The following is a 17,082-nucleotide window of genomic DNA, read 5'->3' as shown; positions in this document are numbered from 1 at the left end:
AATGACCGCCCCGCCCGCCGTCTCCATCAAGAACCTGCGAATTGCCCTGCCCAAAGGCGCCGAGCGTCCCTTCGCCGTCGACGGCGTCTCGCTCGATTTGCGGCCCGGCAAGATCGTCTGCGTCGTCGGCGAGTCCGGCTCCGGCAAGTCGATGTGCGCACATGCGCTGATGGGCCTGTTACCCGACACGGTCTCGGTGGCCTCCGGCGAGATCCAGTTCGAGGGACGCGACCTGCTCAAGCTCGACGACGACGGCTGGCGCGATCTGCGCGGCCGCCGTCTGGCGATGATCTTTCAGGAGCCGATGACCGCGCTCAATCCGTTGATGCGGATCGGCGACCAGATGGCGGAGATGTTCGAGGCGCACGGCCTGCTGACGCCGAGAGAGCGGCGCGCGCGAGCGCTCGCTTTGGCGCGGGAAGTCGGCCTGCCCGACCCTGAAAGAATCGTGCGCGCCTATCCGCACCAGCTCTCCGGCGGTCAGCGCCAGCGTGCCATGATCGCGATGGCGCTCGCGCTCGAGCCGGCCGTGCTGGTCGCGGACGAGCCGACCACCGCGCTCGACGTCACCACCCAGGCGCAGATCCTCAAGCTGATCCGCAACCTCCAGCGCAACCGCAACATGGCGGTGATGTTCATCACCCACGATTTCGGCGTCGTCGCCGATATCGCCGACCAGGTCGTCGTGCTCCGGCACGGCAAGGTCGTCGAGGAAGGTCCGGCCGCGACGATCTTCAACGCGCCGCAGCACGACTACACCAAGGCGCTGCTCGCCGCGGTGCCCTCGATGGACCCGCCGGCGCGCGAGCCGCTCGACGATCAGGCCAGGGCGGTCGAGGTAATCGGGCTCGACAAGACCTATATCACCTCGGGCGGCTGGTTTCGCGAGGACCGCCGCGTCGATGCCGCGCGCGCGGTCAATTTCAACATCCTCAAGGGCGAGACGCTCGGCCTTGTCGGCGAATCCGGCTCCGGCAAATCGTCGGTGGCGCGCCTGGTGATGCGGCTGATCGAGGCCGACCGCGGCACGGTGCGGATCGGTGAGACCGATCTTACTTCTCTTTCCGGCAAGGCGCTGCGTGCCGAGCGCCATCGCATCCAGATGATCTTTCAGGATCCGTTCGCTTCGCTCAATCCGCGCCGCAAGATCGGCCACATCATCGCCGACGGCCCGATCGCGGCCGGCCTTGATGCCAAGGTCGCGTTCGACCGTGCCCGCGACCTCCTCAAGATGGTGGGCCTGGATGCCGGCGCACTCGAGCGCTATCCGCATGAATTCTCTGGCGGCCAGCGTCAGCGCATCGGCATTGCGCGCGCGCTCGCACTCGAGCCTGAGATCATCGTCGCAGATGAGGCCGTCTCCGCACTCGACGTCTCCGTGCAGGCGCAGGTCTTGCGGCTGCTCGAAGACCTCAAGACCCGTCTCGGTCTCTCGATGCTGTTCATCACTCACGACTTGCGCGTCGCCGCCCAGATATGCGACCGCATCGCGGTGATGCAGCGCGGCGCCATCGTCGAGCTGAAGCCGACCGCGCAGCTGTTCGCCGCGCCGGAGCATGCCTATACGCGCGAGCTGCTGGCGGCGGTGCCGGGACGTAAAGAGCGCGCGCCGGCGGCGTGACGATCGATCGCATCGAGTCGCCGAATTCCGGGATTGTTCCAAAAACTTGCACGCGGCCTGAGGTGAAACATATTCGGTCCAGAAGAATTTTCTTGACGAGAATATCCTTGCCGATGAGCGCAAGGAGCAAGTCGACACCAGCATTCGCGCGCGCGGCTCCAGAAAGCCGCGCGACGGATGTGAGCTGGTGAGCGGTCTCTCAACCCGGCGCATCAAAGGCACGGGAGACGTTGGGATTCCGGAGTGCGCTCACGCGCTTTTTACTCACTCGTGATCGGCGACACCGCTTCAAAGCCGAAGACGGCGTCATAGATGACGATGAAATGATAGCCGTCATCTGATGACGGGATTTGCCAACTGATATTCGGAGCCAACATGGGCGAAGTCATTCGATTTGTCTCCAAGTCCGAGCGCGAGCGAGCACGTCTCATCCAGGAGGCGCGCGCCATCTACGACAGTATCTTCCCGCCGACCGACCCGGCCAGCGAAGGCCAGGATAAGGCCGCGATGGGCCGTGCATATATCGGCCGCGACGGGGGTAACCTATCGTGATCAAGATCATCGCCGTGCTTTGCAGCCTTGCCTCCCCGACCAATTGTCACGAGCAGGTCGTCACCACCTCGGATTTCGCGCAGGTTTCGGTGCAGTCCTGCCTGATGGGCGCGCCGCAGCTCGCCGACTGGATGAACCAGCATCCAGCCGAGCGGCTGGCTGCGTGGCGCTGCGTGATCGGTCAACAGGCCGGCCGGGGCATCTAGCGTCTGACGGCCGCGTTCGATCGGCGCGCCGCCCCGGCCATGACGGTCTCGACTAAAGGGACCTCTTGAGCCAGGGCCGCGGCTCGACCAAAGCAGTGACGACACTCCATTGCCGGGGTAAACTCTCGTTGCGGCCATTGGCAGCAAGGGGGGAATCCGCATGGAAGTCGCGAGCCTCGTTCTTCCCGTATTCGCGATCATCGTCACCGGCTGGCTGGCCGGCGAGCTCGGCTATCTCTCCCGCTCACTCGCCGACGCGCTGGTGCATTTCGCCTACAACGTGGCAATGCCTGCGCTATTGATCGTCACCATCGCGCAGGAGCCCGCGGGCAATCTGCTGGAATGGCGTTTCCTGCTCGCGTTCGGCGGCGGCTCACTCGTCTGCTTTGCGCTGGTCTTCCTGGTGGTCCGCGCCGGCGGAAGGCATGATCTCGCCAGCAGCACGATTCATGGCATGGCGGCGGCGATGACCAATACCGGCTTCGTGGCGCTGCCGATCCTGCACGCGATCTACGGCCAGCCCGCCGTCCTGCCTGCTGCGGTAGCGACAGTATTCGTCGCGGCCGTGATGTTTCCGATCACGGTCATCCTGCTGGAAAGGGACGCACGCGGATCGTCCGCGCAGTCCGCCGGCCTCGCGAAGCAGATCCTGCTCAATCCGATGGTGCTGTCGACGCTTGGCGGTCTCGTCTGGGCGATCACGGGCCTGCCGATACCGGCGCCGGTCGCGGCCTATCTCAACATGATCGCCGCCGCGCTCACGCCCTGCGCACTGTTTGCCATCGGGCTCGGCCTGTCGGTCGAGGGCCTGCGCTCCAACCTGATGGCAACCTTCGCGCTCGCGCTCGTGAAGCTCGTGATCATGCCGCTGATCGTCTACGGACTTTGTGTGGTCACCGGCCTCAATGCGCTCTACACCGTCGCCGCCGTGATATGCGCCGCCGTGCCCACGGCGAAGACGGTGTACGTGCTGGCGCACGAGCACAAGGTCGAGGAGAAACTGGTCGCGGCCACGGTCTCGGTCACGACGATGCTGTCGGTAGCGACATTGCTGGTCGCGCTATACCTTCTCTCGGGTCTGGCGACCGGCACGCGCTAACCCGCACTTATCTCGTGGTGTTGCTCCAGGTGGGCGCCGAGTTGGTCACGCCGACCGAGGGCCAATTGTAAGATCCGACCGACGGTGCCGTGACCGTTCCGACCGTCTGGCCGGACGAGCCGTAGGACGCCCGCGGCTGCACGGCAGTGGGCGCTCCGGCGCCGCCATAGGTTGGGGCCACCACGCCCGTGCTGTAATGTCGGCTCGACCGCGCCTTCTTCGCTTCAGCCGCAAAGGGCGCGGCAAGCAGCCCGGTCGTGATGAGCGCGGCAATGGCGAGTTTGATGCTTGTCATGGCTGATCCCTCGATCGCTGGGGCCCTTGTGCCATGTGTTCATTGATCGCACGATGTCCATAGGCACAAGTTCATAACTCCGTGTGCTGGCGAATGTGCCGAAGCAATGCGTTCGTCATCTCCGCTTCGGACGGATCATGCCCGCCTTCGGATGGACCCGAATCAGCGCTAGTGCATTGCCCTCAGCGACTTCGCGTATTGAGGCGACATGACCGGGCCCGAACTGAAGCAACTCCGCGCCGACCTCTCCGATGTCCTCGAGAGGAAGCTCACGGCGGCCGACATGGCAAAGCTCTGCGGATTGCCGGAGAAAGGCGGCGGCGACACCATCCGGCGCTGGGAGGTGAGCGGCCCGACGCCGGAGGCGACCAAGGTGCTGCGCGTGCTTGCGATGGCGAGCGAGCGCTACCCGATCCTGGAGAAGTTCGACATCTTCGATCGACATGACGTGCGCGAGGAAGACCGCCCCGCGAAGCGCGCGGCGTTCCGCGCGCAGATGCGCGATGAGGCGCGACGGCGTCTCGGTTAACGAAGGACGCGCAGAAGTTACCGAAGGGCCGCGAGGTTAAGCCTTCCTTCACCACTTCTTAAGCCGGCATTAAGCACGAAATTCATTTGCAGCCCAATAAGTTAGGTTGGGTCTCGCTGTGCCATGCATGTGACAGCATTTTCGTCAAAAGCGAGCTATCTGCAAAACCAACGCGGCGCGGAAAGCGCGCCTGCCGGGGACCTTAAGTGTCGGAGTTCAAGACGATGAAGAAGATTCTGTTTGCGACCGTTGCGCTGCTCGTGATGGGCGCTGCTGCACCGGCCGTCGGCGCCGATCTCGGCAACCGCAACTATTACAAGACGCCCGCGCCGGCCTATGCCGCGCCGATCTACAACTGGACCGGCTTCTACATCGGCGGCCATATCGGCGGCGCGTTCTCCAGCGACAACAATTTCAACGGCCTTTCCACCGGCAACAACGGCAATGGCCGTTTCCTCGGCGGCGTGCAGGTTGGTGGGGACTGGCAGTTCCACCCGAACTTCGTGGTCGGCGTCGAGGGCCAGTATTCCTGGCTCTCCGGCAGCGTCGGTGCCGTGTTTCCGGGCGGCATCGCCTATACCAACGACCAGCGTGGCCTCGGCTCGATCACCGGCCGCGTCGGCTACACCTGGGGCCCCGGCCTCGTCTATGTGAAGGGCGGCTACGCTTATTCGGACAACAACGAGAAGGTGACGGTCGGCGGCGTGCCGACCGCGTTCGTCATCACCGGCGATCACCGCAACGGCTACACGGTCGGCGCCGGCCTCGAATACATGTTCGCCCCGAACTGGTCGGCCAAGGCCGAGTACCAGTACTACAATTTCGGCGACTCGAGCTTCACCGGCGGCCCGCTCGCGGGTACCGGCAGCTTCACCACCGACGACCACACCATCAAGGCGGGCGTCAACTACCGCTTCAACTGGGCAAGCCCGGCCGTCGCGCGCTACTGATCGGTTACCACAACCTTACCAGGACGGAAGGGCCGGCGATTTCGCCGGCCCTTCTTTTTTCGCCCTGCGGAACACGCGCAACCGTTTGCGGAGATTGCGAATTTTTAACCGGCGGTGCGGATACTGCCGGCCGCAAACAGAAGCAAGAACGTTGGGGGAATTTCGATGGCGATCCGTTTCAGCCTTGGCGGCTCACTTGGCCGGATGCGGCCTCGTTTCAAAATGCCGACCTGGGGCGTGCGCGGCAGCCTGTTCGCGGCCTTTGCAGTGATCGCGGGCATGGGCCTCGTGATCGCAGCCGGCGCCGGCCTGGCGCTGCAGAATCTCGGCGGACGGATGACCGAGCTGAGCGGGCGGGACATTCCGCGCCTCACTGCCAGCCTGCAATTGTCGGCCCTCAGCGCCAGCCTGGCGGCACAGGGACCTGCCCTGCTCGCGGCTCAAACCGAGGAAGCCCTGAATGAGCGCACCAAGAAGCTCAAGGAGCTGCAGGAGCAGACGCAGCAGAAGCTCACCGAGATCATCGGGCTCGGCGGCGACAAGACCGTCGTCTCCGGACTCAGCGAGACGATGAAGAGCATCAACGAGGCGGCGCAGAGCCTCGCCAAGGCCGCCCGCGAGCGACTCGATATCGCCGCCCTCCATGACAAGCAATATGACGCGCTGCGCAGCGCGCAGGGCGCCTTCGTCGGCGCGGCCAGTCCGGCGATGCTCGACGCGCAGACCCGGGTCAACGCCATTCTCGGCTCGGCCGACCTGTCCGCCGCAGATGCCAACGATGCCGCGCAGACCGTCGGCCAGCTTGGCAACGTCGTCGCCAGCGGCAATCTCGCGGCCGCCAATATGAGTGCGGCACTGTCGGCGAACACCAGCGACAAGCTCGACGACATCCAGAAGGAATTCAAGACGGCACAGGGACGCCTGCGGTCGAACCTCGATCTGTTGCCGGACAATCAGGGCAACAAGATGCTGCGCGAGACGGCGGAGAAGCTGATGGCGCTCGGCACCGGCAAAACCGGCGTGTTCAATCTGCGTGAGAAGGAGCTCGACTCCGTCGACTACGGCCAGACCATCCTGGACGAGACCCGCAAGCTCAATGTCGGCCTCGGCATCAGCGTGCAGCAGCTCGTCGACGGCGTGCAAAAGGAGACCAACGCCTCGACCTCGCAGGCGCAGCAGGAGACCTCGCTCGCGACGACCGTGATGCTGGCCCTTGGTGCCTTGATGCTGGTCGGCTCGGCGCTGTTCGTCTGGCTCTATGTCGGTCGCAACATCCTGCGCCGCATCCGCGAGCTTCAGCGCGCCATGCAGCTGCTGTCCGCCGGCGACCTCGACACCGAGATCGTCCGCTCCCGGCAGAACGACGAGATCGGCGTGATGAAGGAAACGCTGACCGTGTTCCGCGACAGCATGATCGAAGCCCGGGCGCTCGCCGCCGAGCAGGACAAGGACCGTGTCGCCAAGGCCGAGCGGGCCGCGCGCATGGAAGCGAAGATCGCCGAATTCGAAAGCACGGTGCGCTCCGCGCTCGACAATCTGGCGCAGTCGGCCAATTCGATGCAATCGACCGCGCAGAGCATGTCGACCACCGCCGACCAGTCCAACGCGCTGGTCAACGCGGTCGCCTCCGCCGCCGAGGAGACCTCGGTCAACGTGCAGACCGTGTCGTCAGGCACCGAGCAGCTGTCGTCCTCGATCGAGGAGATCAGCAAGCAGGTCGTGACCTCGGCCGCAATCGCCAAGAAGGCGGTCGACGAGGCCGGCGCCACCGACACCACGGTGCAGAGCCTTGCCGACAGCGCGAGCCGCATCAGCGTCGTGGTCGACCTGATCCAGACCATCGCCTCGCAGACCAATCTGCTCGCGCTCAACGCCACCATCGAGGCGGCGCGTGCGGGCGAGGCCGGCCGCGGCTTCGCCGTGGTTGCCTCCGAAGTGAAAAGCCTCGCGAGCCAGACCGCCAAGGCCACGGAGGAAATCCGCACCCAGATCGCCAGCATGCAGGAGATCACGACATCGGCGGTGGGCGCCATCCAGGGCATCGGCCGGATCATCGGCGAGATCGACAACGTGACCACGACGATCGCAGCCGCGGTCGAGGAGCAGGGCGCCGCCACCCGCGAGATCGCGCGCAACATCCAGCATGCGGCCGGCGGCACCAGCGAAGTCTCCAGCAACATCGTCGGCGTCTCCACCGCCTCGGCCGAAGCCGGCGCCGCGGCAAACGAAGTGCTGGGCGCCTCCGACGCGCTCCGGCGCGAAGCCGACATGCTGCGCGGAGAGATCGACGCATTCCTCAACAACATGCGGGCGGCGTAAGACGGGACCGCCACGGGGACTCCACTCCCTCTCCCGCTTGCGGGGGAGGGCTGGGGTGGGGGGTGCCTCCGCATTGGGAGTGTCTGAGACGCCTCGAAATTGTCCCCGAGTGGAGCGAGCCGCCACCCGGCGCTCCGCCGTAGCCGAGGCTTCGCCTCGGCGTCTCTAAGAGACGGCCGCCTTAGGCGGCCTAAGCCTCCCCCGCAAGCGGGAGAGGTGACCGAGTTCGGAGCACGAGCGTCCCACATCACGGAAAAACGCCGCCCGGTATGACCGCCATGCGGAGACCACGGACGGTCTTTTTTCAGCTGGCGTCCCGCCGTATGTGCGGGTACCGATAATGCATGAACGCAAAAACCGACACCGCACAGTCCTCGGCCGAAGCCCTGCGCTACCCCTGGGACCAGCATCCCGGCCACGACGAGGTCGTGGAGGTTAGGCCCGGCGTGTTGTGGGTGCGGCTGAAGCTGCCGTTCCGCCTCAACCACGTGAACATCTACCTGCTCGCCGACTGCGACGGTTATGCGATGGTGGATACCGGTTTCGGCAACGAGGAGACGATCGAGGCCTGGACCAAGCTATTCGACGGGCCGCTGAAGGGCGTCCACATCACGCGCCTGATCGTCACGCACTCCCACCCTGACCATGTCGGCCTTGCCGGCTGGGTCGTCGAGCGGTTCAACTGCCCGCTGGTGATGTCGCAGGTCGAATATCTGCAATCGGTCTATCACCAGAACCGCGGCACCGCGGAGCGACAGGAAGCGCAGCGGCTGTTCTTCCGCCGCCACGGCATGGACGAGTCGCTCACCGAAAAGCTGCTGGGCCGCGGCCAGGATTATCTCAAGCGCGTTTCGGTGCTGCCGCCCTCCTACCGCCGCATCTCCCATGGCGAGGACGTCGTGATCGGCACGCGCCGCTTCAAGGTGATCACCGGCGGCGGCCACGCGCTCGACCAGGTGATGCTGTATTGCGCCGACGACAAGCTGTTCCTCTCCGCCGACCAGGTGCTGAGCAAGATCTCGCCCAATGTCAGCGTCTGGGCGGTCGAGCCCGACCAGAACTCGCTCGGCGAATATCTGGCTTCGCTCGCCAGCCTCACCACGACGCTGCCCTATGACGTCCTGGTGCTGCCCGGCCACGGCGTCCCGTTCTACGGATTGAAGACCCGCATCAAGCAGCTCGCCGACCACCATGAAGAGCGCTGCCGCCTGATCGCGGAAGCCTGCCGCGAGGTGCCGCAGACCTCGCGCGCCCTGGTGCCCGTCGTGTTCAACAAGCACGTGCTCGATGAACACCAGATGGGCTTTGCCGCCGGCGAGCTGGTCGCCCACGTCAATTACATGATCGTCGAGGGGCGGTTGACGGCCGAGACGAAGGACGGCGTGCTGCAGTTCAGGACGACGTGAGTCACTTCGTCATGGCCGGGCTTGTGGCGGCATCTCACTTCATATTCGCGATCGCGTGCAGCGCCGCGATGTAGCCGAACGGGCCCAAGCCGCAGATCACCCCGGTCGCCACGAACGAGATCTTGGAGTGGCGGTGATATTCATCGCGGGCGTGGATGTTGGAGATGTGGACTTCCAGCACCGGCCCTTCGAACGTCTTGATCGCGTCCATGATCGCGACCGAGGTGAAGGAAAAGCCGGCGGGATTGATGATGATTGCATCGGCGTCCTGCCGCGCCGACTGGATCAGGTCGACCAGCACGCCTTCATGGTTGGATTGGTGGAAGGCGAGCTTGAGCCCGAGCGTTGCGGCAGCCGCCTCGCAGCTCGCGTTGACCTCTGCGAGCGTCGTCGTGCCGTAGATGTGCGGCTCGCGGATGCCGAGCATATTGAGGTTGGGACCGTTCAGGATCATGACTCGCTTCATCGGGCGTCCTTTCGCATGAGCTGCTGGCGAGCCGATCCGCGCCTCGCCAAGGCAAAGGCTACGACATCGGCGCGACCAGCTCAGCAACCATGGACGGAGCGCGCCCCATGGACAAAATGTCCAAGCCGGCGGCAACGGTCCCCGGCTTTCCCGGAGCCTCGGCCCGCGCGGACGGGCCAGCGTTAGGCGTTTGATCCACATCAACTATCGCCGGCGAGACGCCGCTATCAATGGACCCGCGCGCCTCGTCACAAATGTGTGCGGGCGCATGGACATTGGAGCTGGAAAAGCTCTAAAAATGAGCGGCCGCCGTGGCCGGGTTCCGTTGCAGGTTTTGCCGATGGATTACAACCAGTTCTTCGATACCGCCCTCGATCGTCTCCATTCCGAGCGGCGCTACCGCGTGTTCGCCGACCTGGAGCGCACGGCCGGCCGATTCCCCCACGCGGTCTGGCACTCGCCCAAGGGCAAGCGCGACGTCGTGATCTGGTGCTCGAACGATTATCTCGGCATGGGCCAGCATCCGAAAGTGGTCGGCGCCATGGTCGAGACTGCGACGCGCGTCGGCACCGGCGCCGGCGGCACCCGCAACATCGCCGGCACGCATCACCCGCTGGTGCAGCTCGAGGCCGAGCTCGCCGATCTCCACGGCAAGGAAGCCGCGCTGCTGTTCACCTCGGGCTATGTCTCGAACCAGACCGGCATCCCGACCATCGCCAAGCTCATTCCGAACTGCCTGATCCTGTCGGACGAGCTCAACCACAATTCGATGATCGAGGGCATCCGCCAGTCCGGCTGCGAGCGGGTCGTGTTCCGCCACAACGATCTTGCGCATCTCGAGGAGCTGTTGAAAGCGGCCGGCCCGAATAGGCCGAAGCTGATCGTCTGCGAGAGCCTCTATTCCATGGACGGCGACGTCGCCCCGCTCGCCAAGATCTGCGATCTCGCCGAGAAGTACGACGCGATGACCTATGTCGACGAAGTCCACGCGGTCGGCATGTACGGCCCGCGCGGCGGCGGCATCGCCGAGCGTGACGGCGTCATGCACCGCATCGACATCCTCGAAGGCACGCTGGCGAAAGCCTTCGGCTGCCTCGGCGGCTACATCGCCGCCAACGGCCAGATCATCGACGCCGTGCGCTCCTATGCACCGGGCTTCATCTTCACCACCGCGCTGCCGCCGGCGATCTGCTCGGCTGCGACCGCCGCGATCAAGCACCTGAAGACCTCGAACTGGGAGCGCGAGCGCCACCAGGACCGTGCCGCCCGCGTCAAGGCGATCCTCAACGCCGCCGGCCTGCCGGTGATGTCGAGCGACACCCACATCGTGCCGCTGTTCGTCGGCGATCCCGAGAAGTGCAAGCAGGCGTCCGACCTGCTGCTCGAGGAGCACGGCATCTACATCCAGCCCATCAACTATCCGACGGTCGCCAAGGGCAGCGAGCGGCTGCGCATCACGCCTTCGCCCTATCACGACGATGGCCTGATCGATCAACTCGCCGAGTCCCTGCTGCAAGTGTGGGAGCGCCTGGGTCTGCCGCTGCGCCAGAAGTCGCTCGCGGCGGAGTAGGCCTGTCTTACCCTCCCCTGGAGGGGGAGGGTCGGCTCACATTGAGCGCAGCGAAATGTGGGCCGGGGTGGGGTGACGGTGTCTCCTCATCCAACCGTACCCGAGTGGATAGATCACCCACCCCGCTCGCGCTTCGCGCGATCGACCCTCCCCCTGCAGGGGAGGGTGAGAGCAGGCAGCTCGCCCTACGACTTAACGACAACCCCAGTTCCCACCGCCGCGCGGCATTTCGCTGTCGCCTCGCCCCGTCCAACGCGCTAGAATTACTGGGAAAATGAGCTCGGGCGCCGCCGGCGCCCTTTCGAGAAGCGCGCTCGCCATGCTGCACGATTGGGGCGTGATCGCCGCCGCCTTCGGCTATATCGGCTTCCTGTTCCTGGTGGCGAGCCATGGCGACCGCCGCTCGCCGGCCGGGCGCGGCCGTGCCTCCGGGCTGATCTATCCGCTCTCGCTGGCGATCTACTGCACCTCCTGGACCTTCTTCGGCTCGGTCGGCTTCGCCACCCGCGCCTCGACCGACTTCCTTGCCATCTATGTCGGCCCGATCCTGATGATCGGGTTAGGCGCCGGCGTATTGCGCCGCGTGATCCAGCTCGCGAAAGCCCACAACATCACGTCGATCGCCGACTTCATCGGGGCCCGCTATGGCAAGAGCCAGGCGGTGGCGGCCACCGTCGCGCTGATCGCGATCATCGGCTCGGTGCCCTACATCGCGCTCCAGCTCAAGGCGGTCGCCTCCTCGCTCGAAACCATCCTGAGCGAAGACCAGGCCTTCTCCCACATCCCGATCGTCGGCGACGTCGCGCTGATGGTGACGCTGGCGATGGCGGCCTTCGCCGTGCTGTTCGGCACGCGTCAGACCGATGCGACCGAGCATCAGCACGGCCTGATGCTGGCGATCGCGACCGAATCCATCATCAAGCTGGTCGCCTTCCTCGCCGCCGGCATCTTCGTCACATTCTGGATGTTCTCGCCGCACGAACTGATCGAGCGCGCCATGAAGACGCCGGAGGCGGTGCGCGCCATCAACTATTCGCCGTCGATCGGCAACTTCCTCACCATGACGCTGCTGTCGCTCTGCGCCATCATGCTGCTGCCGCGCCAGTTCCACGTCAGTGTGGTCGAGAACTCCTCGGATGCCGAGGTCGGCCGCGCGCGCTGGCTGTTCCCGCTCTACCTCGTCGCCATCAATCTGTTCGTGATCCCGATCGCGCTCGCCGGCCTTGTCACCTTCCCGTTCGGCGCGGCCGACCCTGACATGTACGTGCTGGCGCTGCCGATGGAGGGCGGTGCGGGGCTTCTCAGCGTCGCCATTTTCGTCGGCGGCCTGTCGGCGGCGACCGCAATGGTGATCGTCGAATGCGTCGCACTCTCCATCATGGTCTCGAACGACCTCGTGGTTCCGCTGGTGCTGCAACGGCGGCCGGAAGGACGCGCCGGCGGCGCGGATTTCAGCGACTTCCTGCTGCGCTCGCGGCGGCTTGCGATCTTCGCCATCATGGTGATGGCCTATTTCTACTATCGCGCGCTCGGCAATACCCAGCTCGTGGCGATCGGCCTGCTCTCCTTTGCCGCCATCGCGCAGCTTGCGCCGAGCTTCTTCGGCGGGCTGCTGTGGCGGCGCGCGACCGCGCGCGGAGCCATCGGCGGCATGCTGGTCGGCTTCGTGGTGTGGCTCTACACACTGTTCATCCCGAGCTTCATGGATACCTCGACATCAGGCATCCTGCTGCTCCAGCATGGCCCCTTCGGCATCGAGGCGCTGCGGCCGCAGGCGCTGTTCGGCGCCGATCTGCCTTCCTTGATGCACGGCGTGATCTGGTCCCTGTCGCTCAACATCCTGACCTATGTGCTGCTGTCGCTGGCACGAAGGCCCTCGTCGATCGAGCTGCTGCAGGCCGATCTGTTCGTGCCCAATACGCTCGCGCCGATCTCACCGAGCTTCCGCCGCTGGCGCACCACCGTCACCGTGCAGGACATCCAGACCACTGTGGCGCAATATCTCGGACCCGACCGCGCCCGGCATTCCTTCGAGGCGTTCTCCGCGCGGCGCAACGTTCGTCTGGAGACGGGAGCACCCGCTGATTTCGAGCTTTTGCAGCACGCCGAGCACCTGATCGCCTCCTCGATTGGAGCGGCCTCCTCGCGCCTCGTGATGTCGCTGCTGCTGCGCAAGCGCACGGTCTCGGCCAAGGCTGCACTCAAGCTGCTCGACGACTCCCACGCGGCCCTGCATTTCAACCGCGAGATCCTCCAGACCGCGCTCAACCACGTGCGCCAGGGCATCGCCGTGTTCGATGCCGATCTGCAGCTGATCTGCTCCAACCGGCAGTTCGGTGATCTCCTCAACGTGCCCCCGCATATCGTCCAGTTCGGCGAGCCGCTGCGCGATATCCTGGAATTCATCGGCGTGAGCGATCCGGACGACCCGGTCGAGCGCGAGGCCATGCTGGAGCGGCGCCTCGCCGCCTACACCACCGACAGCGAGCCATATCTCGAACGCCTGCCGGAACGCCACATGGTGATCGAGGTGCTCACCAATCGCATGCCCGGCGGCGGCTTCGTCATCACCTTCACCGATGTCACGCCCACCTTCGAGGCGGCGGAAGCGCTGGAGCGCGCCAACGCGACACTGGAAAAACGCGTGCGCGACCGCACTGAGGAGTTGACGCGGCTGAACTCCGAGCTGGCGTTGGCCAAGAGCGCGGCGGAAGACGCCAGCATCTCCAAGACGCGCTTCCTCGCCGCCGCCAGCCACGACATTCTCCAGCCGCTGAACGCGGCGCGGCTCTATGTCACGAGCCTGGTCGAGCGCCAGCACAGCGGCGAGGAGACGCGGCTGGTCGAGAACATCGACGAATCGCTGCAGGCGATCGAGGAGATCCTCGGCGCGCTGCTCGACATCTCGCGGCTGGACGCCGGCGCGATGACGACCTCGACCTCAAGCTTCAAGATGGCCGATCTGATGCGCTCGCTGGAGATCGAGTTCGCGCCGATCGCGCGTGCCAAGAACCTGGAGCTCACCTTCGTGCCGTGCTCGCTGCCGGTCGAATCGGACCGGCTCCTGCTGCGGCGCCTGCTGCAGAATTTGATCTCGAACGCGATCAAATACACCCCGCGCGGCCGCGTCCTGGTCGGCTGTCGCCGGCAAGGTCCTTCGCTCAAGATCTGCGTCTACGACACCGGCGTCGGCATCCCGCCGGTCAAGCGCGGCGAGATCTTCAAGGAATTCCACCGCCTCGAGCAGGGCGCGCGGATCGCGCGCGGGCTGGGGCTCGGCCTGTCGATCGTCGAACGCCTGGCGCGCGTGCTCAAGCACGGCATCGCCATCGACGGCAACAGGAGCGGCGGCTCGGTCTTCTCCGTGACGGTGCCGACGGCGAAAGCGATCACCCACACCGCCGCGGTGACCAGCGCGACGCCGCTGGCGCGCACGCCGATTTCAGGCGCCCTGATCGTCTGTATCGAGAATGACGCGGCGATCCTCGATGGCATGCGCACGTTGCTGAAGGCCTGGGACGCCGAAGTGATCGCGGTCGCCGATCCCGAAGGCGCGATCGCCGCCATCGAGACGGCGGGACAGCGCGTCACCGGCCTCCTGGTCGACTATCATCTCGACCGCGGCAACGGCATTGCCGCGATCCGCGAGATCCGCCGCCGCTTCGGCGACGGCATCCCCGCAATCCTGATCACCGCGGACCGCAGCCCCGCCGTGCAGGTGGCTGCGCGCGACGAGAAGGTCGCGGTACTGAACAAGCCGGTCAAGCCGGCCTCGCTCCGCGCCCTGCTCGGTCAGTGGCGCACGCAGCAGATGGTGGCGGCGGAGTGAAGCGGCTTGCTGGCGACGGCCGGCACGTTTGCACAATTCAGGGCGCCAGCCGCGTGAAGACGTAGTCCCGGCTCTTGGCGCGAGCTTCGTGACAGCCCCAGCAAGTGCGGTGCTGGGCCTCGTCGACCGGTTTGCCGTTGATGAAACGGCCGAAGCCCCAGCCGCCCGTCGCCGCGTATTTTTTGGAATCCTTGACCATCACCTGGACCGTGGTGGCGGCACCAGGAATTGTCGCGGACGCAAACTCCGGCGATTGCTTCCGCTGCCAGGCGCGCTTGACCAGGATGGTGCCGTCAGGGAACGGAAGCTTGCCGGCCTGATACGCATCGATTGCGGTCTGGTTGCCGACAACGGCGCGAAGCTCGTCGAGCGGCGCGGCTTCTTCGGCCGGCGCGATCAGCTTCCACTGCTTGTAACCGGGCGGAATCGTGACGCCGAAGATCGGCGAGGCGTCTGCCGTGTTTTGCGCAGGCCCCTCGGCAAGAGCGATCGAGACCAGATAGGGCACGCAAGTCAGCAGAACGACCAGAAGAAGCACGGCCAGCGTGATCACCGTGACGTAGGATCGCTCATTCTTTTCAGGTTCGATAGATGGCATGACGTTTCTTCAAGCTGGGATCGCGGTACATCCCCGGCCCAGCCACGCTGGACCGAGGCACGCATGAATGATCACGCGCCGTCGGCGTCGATGACGGCCTTGGCAAAGGCTTGCGGCGCTTCCTGCGGCAGATTGTGGCCGATGCCGCCGGTGATCAGGCGAAACTCGTATCGGCCCGAGAACTTCTTGGCATAGGCGCTCGGGTCGGGATGCGGCGCGCCATTGGCGTCGCCCTCCATCGTGATCGTCGGCACCTCGATGACGGGAGCCGCCGCCAGCTTCTTTTCGAGATGCTCGTATTTCGCTTCGCCCTGGGCGAGCCCGAGTCGCCAGCGGTAGTTGTGGATCGTGATCGCGACATGATCCTTGTTGTCCAGCGCCGCCGCACTTCGATTGAAGGTGGCGTCGTCGAACTTCCATTGCGGTGAGGCGAGCTTCCAGATCAGCTTGGCGAAATCATGCGTGTACTTCTCGTATCCGGCACGGCCGCGCTCGGTCGCGAAATAGAACTGGTACCACCATTGCAGCTCGGCAGATGGCGGCAACGGCGCGTTGCCGGCGGCCTGGCTGGAGATCAGATAGCCGCTGACCGATACCAGCGCGCGGCAGCGCTCCGGCCACAGCGCGGCGATGATGTCGGCGGTGCGCGCGCCCCAATCGAAGCCGGCGATAACAGCCTTCTTGATCTCGAGCTTGTCCATCAGCGCGATGACGTCGGCCGCCATCGCGGCAGGCTCGCCGTTGCGCGGCGTCTCGCTGGAGAGGAAATGCGTCGTGCCGTAGCCGCGCAAGTGGGGGATGATCACGCGATAACCGGCCTTGGCCAGGATCGGCGCGACGTCGACGAAGGCGTGAATGTCGTAGGGCCAGCCATGCAGCAGGATCGCCACGGGACCGTTCGAAGGACCCGCCTCCGCATACCCGACATTGAGGACGCCGGCATCGATCTGCTTGATCGCCCCGAAGGACGCAGTCGATGCGGACGATTTCGGCGCTTCGGTCTCAGCGCGCGCGAGGTCGATCACGCCGAGGCCGACGGCGACGGTTCCGGCGGCGACGCCAAAGAACTGGCGGCGATGCTGGTCGATGATCTGCTTCATGGTGGTGCTGCCTTTCTTGATGGTTGGTGATGGCGCGTCAGATCAGCGCGACCGTGACGTCGACGTTGCCGCGAACGGCCTTGGAATAGGGGCAGGTCTGATGCGCATCATCGATGATGCCGCGTGCGATCTCGGGGTCGAGGCCCGGCAGGCTGACATTGAGGCGCGCCCGGAGCGAATAGGCGCCCTCGTCGAGCACGAGATCGATTTCCGCATCAACAGCGCATTTCCTGGGAAGCTCGATCTTCCGCTTGCGCGCCGCGATCTCCATCGCGCCTTCGAAGCAGGCCGACCAGCCGGCGGCGAACAATTGCTCAGGATTGGTGCCGATGCCTGCGGCGCCCGGCGGCGACAGCTTGACATCGAGGCGGCCATCGGAGCTGCGCGATATGCCGTCGCCTCGGCCGCCGCTGGTGTGGGTCTTGGCCGTGTAGAGTATTTTTGCCGCCTGCGTCATGAAGCTGTCCTTTCCGTTGCGCAACTGACTAGCAGTGGCTGGTGCAGGACACCCGTTGGGAGTTGTGAGAAGTTGTGAGGTCAGA

The 17,082-nt window shown here is 65.3% G+C and carries 15 protein-coding genes; 10 read left to right on the top strand and 5 right to left on the bottom strand.

What is annotated here, in order from left to right; translation table 11 throughout:
* The first annotated feature begins 1 nt into the window (after position 1).
* The 4 genes from GGD62_RS17065 (at position 2) to GGD62_RS17050 (ending at position 3,478) form a co-directional block, all read left to right on the top strand.
* Complete coding sequence (locus GGD62_RS17065) at positions 2–1,621, top strand: ABC transporter ATP-binding protein (protein ID WP_183709115.1); 1,620 nt, start codon at positions 2–4, stop codon at positions 1,619–1,621.
* A gap of 375 nt (positions 1,622–1,996) precedes the next feature.
* The gene (locus tag GGD62_RS17060) at positions 1,997–2,173 is read left to right on the top strand and encodes a hypothetical protein (protein WP_018316319.1); all 177 of its coding nucleotides are present in this window, start codon (positions 1,997–1,999) and stop codon (positions 2,171–2,173) included.
* Complete coding sequence (locus GGD62_RS17055) at positions 2,170–2,379, top strand: hypothetical protein (RefSeq protein WP_018316320.1); 210 nt, start codon at positions 2,170–2,172, stop codon at positions 2,377–2,379. The genes GGD62_RS17060 and GGD62_RS17055 overlap by 4 nt, the downstream gene beginning before the upstream one ends.
* 160 nt (positions 2,380–2,539) lie before the next feature.
* Positions 2,540–3,478 (top strand): AEC family transporter, encoded by a 939-nt coding sequence (locus GGD62_RS17050; protein WP_183709114.1) that lies wholly within the window; start codon positions 2,540–2,542, stop codon positions 3,476–3,478.
* A gap of 7 nt (positions 3,479–3,485) precedes the next feature.
* On the opposite strand, the gene GGD62_RS17045 is transcribed toward GGD62_RS17050, so the two are convergent.
* Positions 3,486–3,773, bottom strand: coding sequence for a hypothetical protein (locus GGD62_RS17045; RefSeq protein WP_177237079.1), 288 nt, complete (start codon positions 3,771–3,773; stop codon positions 3,486–3,488).
* 208 nt (positions 3,774–3,981) lie between these two features.
* On the opposite strand from GGD62_RS17045, the gene GGD62_RS17040 reads away from it, so the two are divergent.
* The 4 genes from GGD62_RS17040 to GGD62_RS17025 all read left to right on the top strand — a co-directional run bounded on the left by GGD62_RS17040 (position 3,982) and on the right by GGD62_RS17025 (position 8,977).
* The gene (locus tag GGD62_RS17040; protein WP_018316323.1) at positions 3,982–4,302 is read left to right on the top strand and encodes a hypothetical protein; all 321 of its coding nucleotides are present in this window, start codon (positions 3,982–3,984) and stop codon (positions 4,300–4,302) included.
* 224 nt (positions 4,303–4,526) lie between these two features.
* Entirely contained in the window at positions 4,527–5,252 is a 726-nt protein-coding gene (locus GGD62_RS17035; RefSeq protein WP_092255990.1) for an outer membrane protein, read from the top strand.
* Positions 5,253–5,417: 165 nt separating this feature from the next.
* Positions 5,418–7,571: a methyl-accepting chemotaxis protein gene (locus tag GGD62_RS17030; RefSeq protein ID WP_018316325.1), complete on the top strand. Its 2,154-nt coding sequence runs from the start codon at positions 5,418–5,420 to the stop codon at positions 7,569–7,571.
* A 344-nt stretch (positions 7,572–7,915) separates the two neighbouring features.
* Positions 7,916–8,977: an MBL fold metallo-hydrolase gene (locus tag GGD62_RS17025; RefSeq protein WP_183709113.1), complete on the top strand. Its 1,062-nt coding sequence runs from the start codon at positions 7,916–7,918 to the stop codon at positions 8,975–8,977.
* 34 nt (positions 8,978–9,011) lie between these two features.
* On the opposite strand, the gene aroQ is transcribed toward GGD62_RS17025, so the two are convergent.
* Positions 9,012–9,443: a type II 3-dehydroquinate dehydratase gene (gene aroQ / locus GGD62_RS17020; RefSeq protein WP_091960086.1), complete on the bottom strand. Its 432-nt coding sequence runs from the start codon at positions 9,441–9,443 to the stop codon at positions 9,012–9,014.
* Positions 9,444–9,783: 340 nt separating this feature from the next.
* Here aroQ and hemA point away from each other — a divergent pair, with 340 nt between their 5' ends.
* Positions 9,784–11,013 carry a 5-aminolevulinate synthase gene (hemA, locus tag GGD62_RS17015; protein ID WP_183709343.1) on the top strand — a complete coding sequence of 410 codons (1,230 nt, stop codon included), beginning with the start codon at positions 9,784–9,786 and terminating at the stop codon, positions 11,011–11,013.
* Positions 11,014–11,332: 319 nt separating this feature from the next.
* Complete coding sequence (locus GGD62_RS17010) at positions 11,333–14,842, top strand: PAS domain-containing hybrid sensor histidine kinase/response regulator (RefSeq protein ID WP_183709341.1); 3,510 nt, start codon at positions 11,333–11,335, stop codon at positions 14,840–14,842.
* Positions 14,843–14,879: 37 nt separating this feature from the next.
* Here the strand turns inward: GGD62_RS17010 and GGD62_RS17005 are convergent, their stop codons facing one another.
* The 3 genes from GGD62_RS17005 to GGD62_RS16995 form a co-directional block, all read right to left on the bottom strand.
* Positions 14,880–15,440, bottom strand: a complete 561-nt coding sequence (locus GGD62_RS17005; protein ID WP_183709112.1) for a cytochrome P460 family protein — start codon at positions 15,438–15,440, stop codon at positions 14,880–14,882.
* Positions 15,441–15,511: 71 nt separating this feature from the next.
* Positions 15,512–16,540 (bottom strand): alpha/beta fold hydrolase, encoded by a 1,029-nt coding sequence (locus GGD62_RS17000; RefSeq protein ID WP_183709111.1) that lies wholly within the window; start codon positions 16,538–16,540, stop codon positions 15,512–15,514.
* Positions 16,541–16,577: 37 nt separating this feature from the next.
* Positions 16,578–16,997, bottom strand: coding sequence for an organic hydroperoxide resistance protein (locus GGD62_RS16995; RefSeq protein ID WP_026201648.1), 420 nt, complete (start codon positions 16,995–16,997; stop codon positions 16,578–16,580).
* Positions 16,998–17,082 lie beyond the last annotated feature (85 nt).

Source organism: Bradyrhizobium sp. ERR14 (assembly GCF_014198235.1).
In the GTDB taxonomy this organism is placed as follows: Bacteria; Pseudomonadota; Alphaproteobacteria; order Rhizobiales; family Xanthobacteraceae; genus Bradyrhizobium.
Note: the sequence above shows the minus strand (reverse complement) of the source record. Positions and strands in the feature narration are given on the sequence as shown.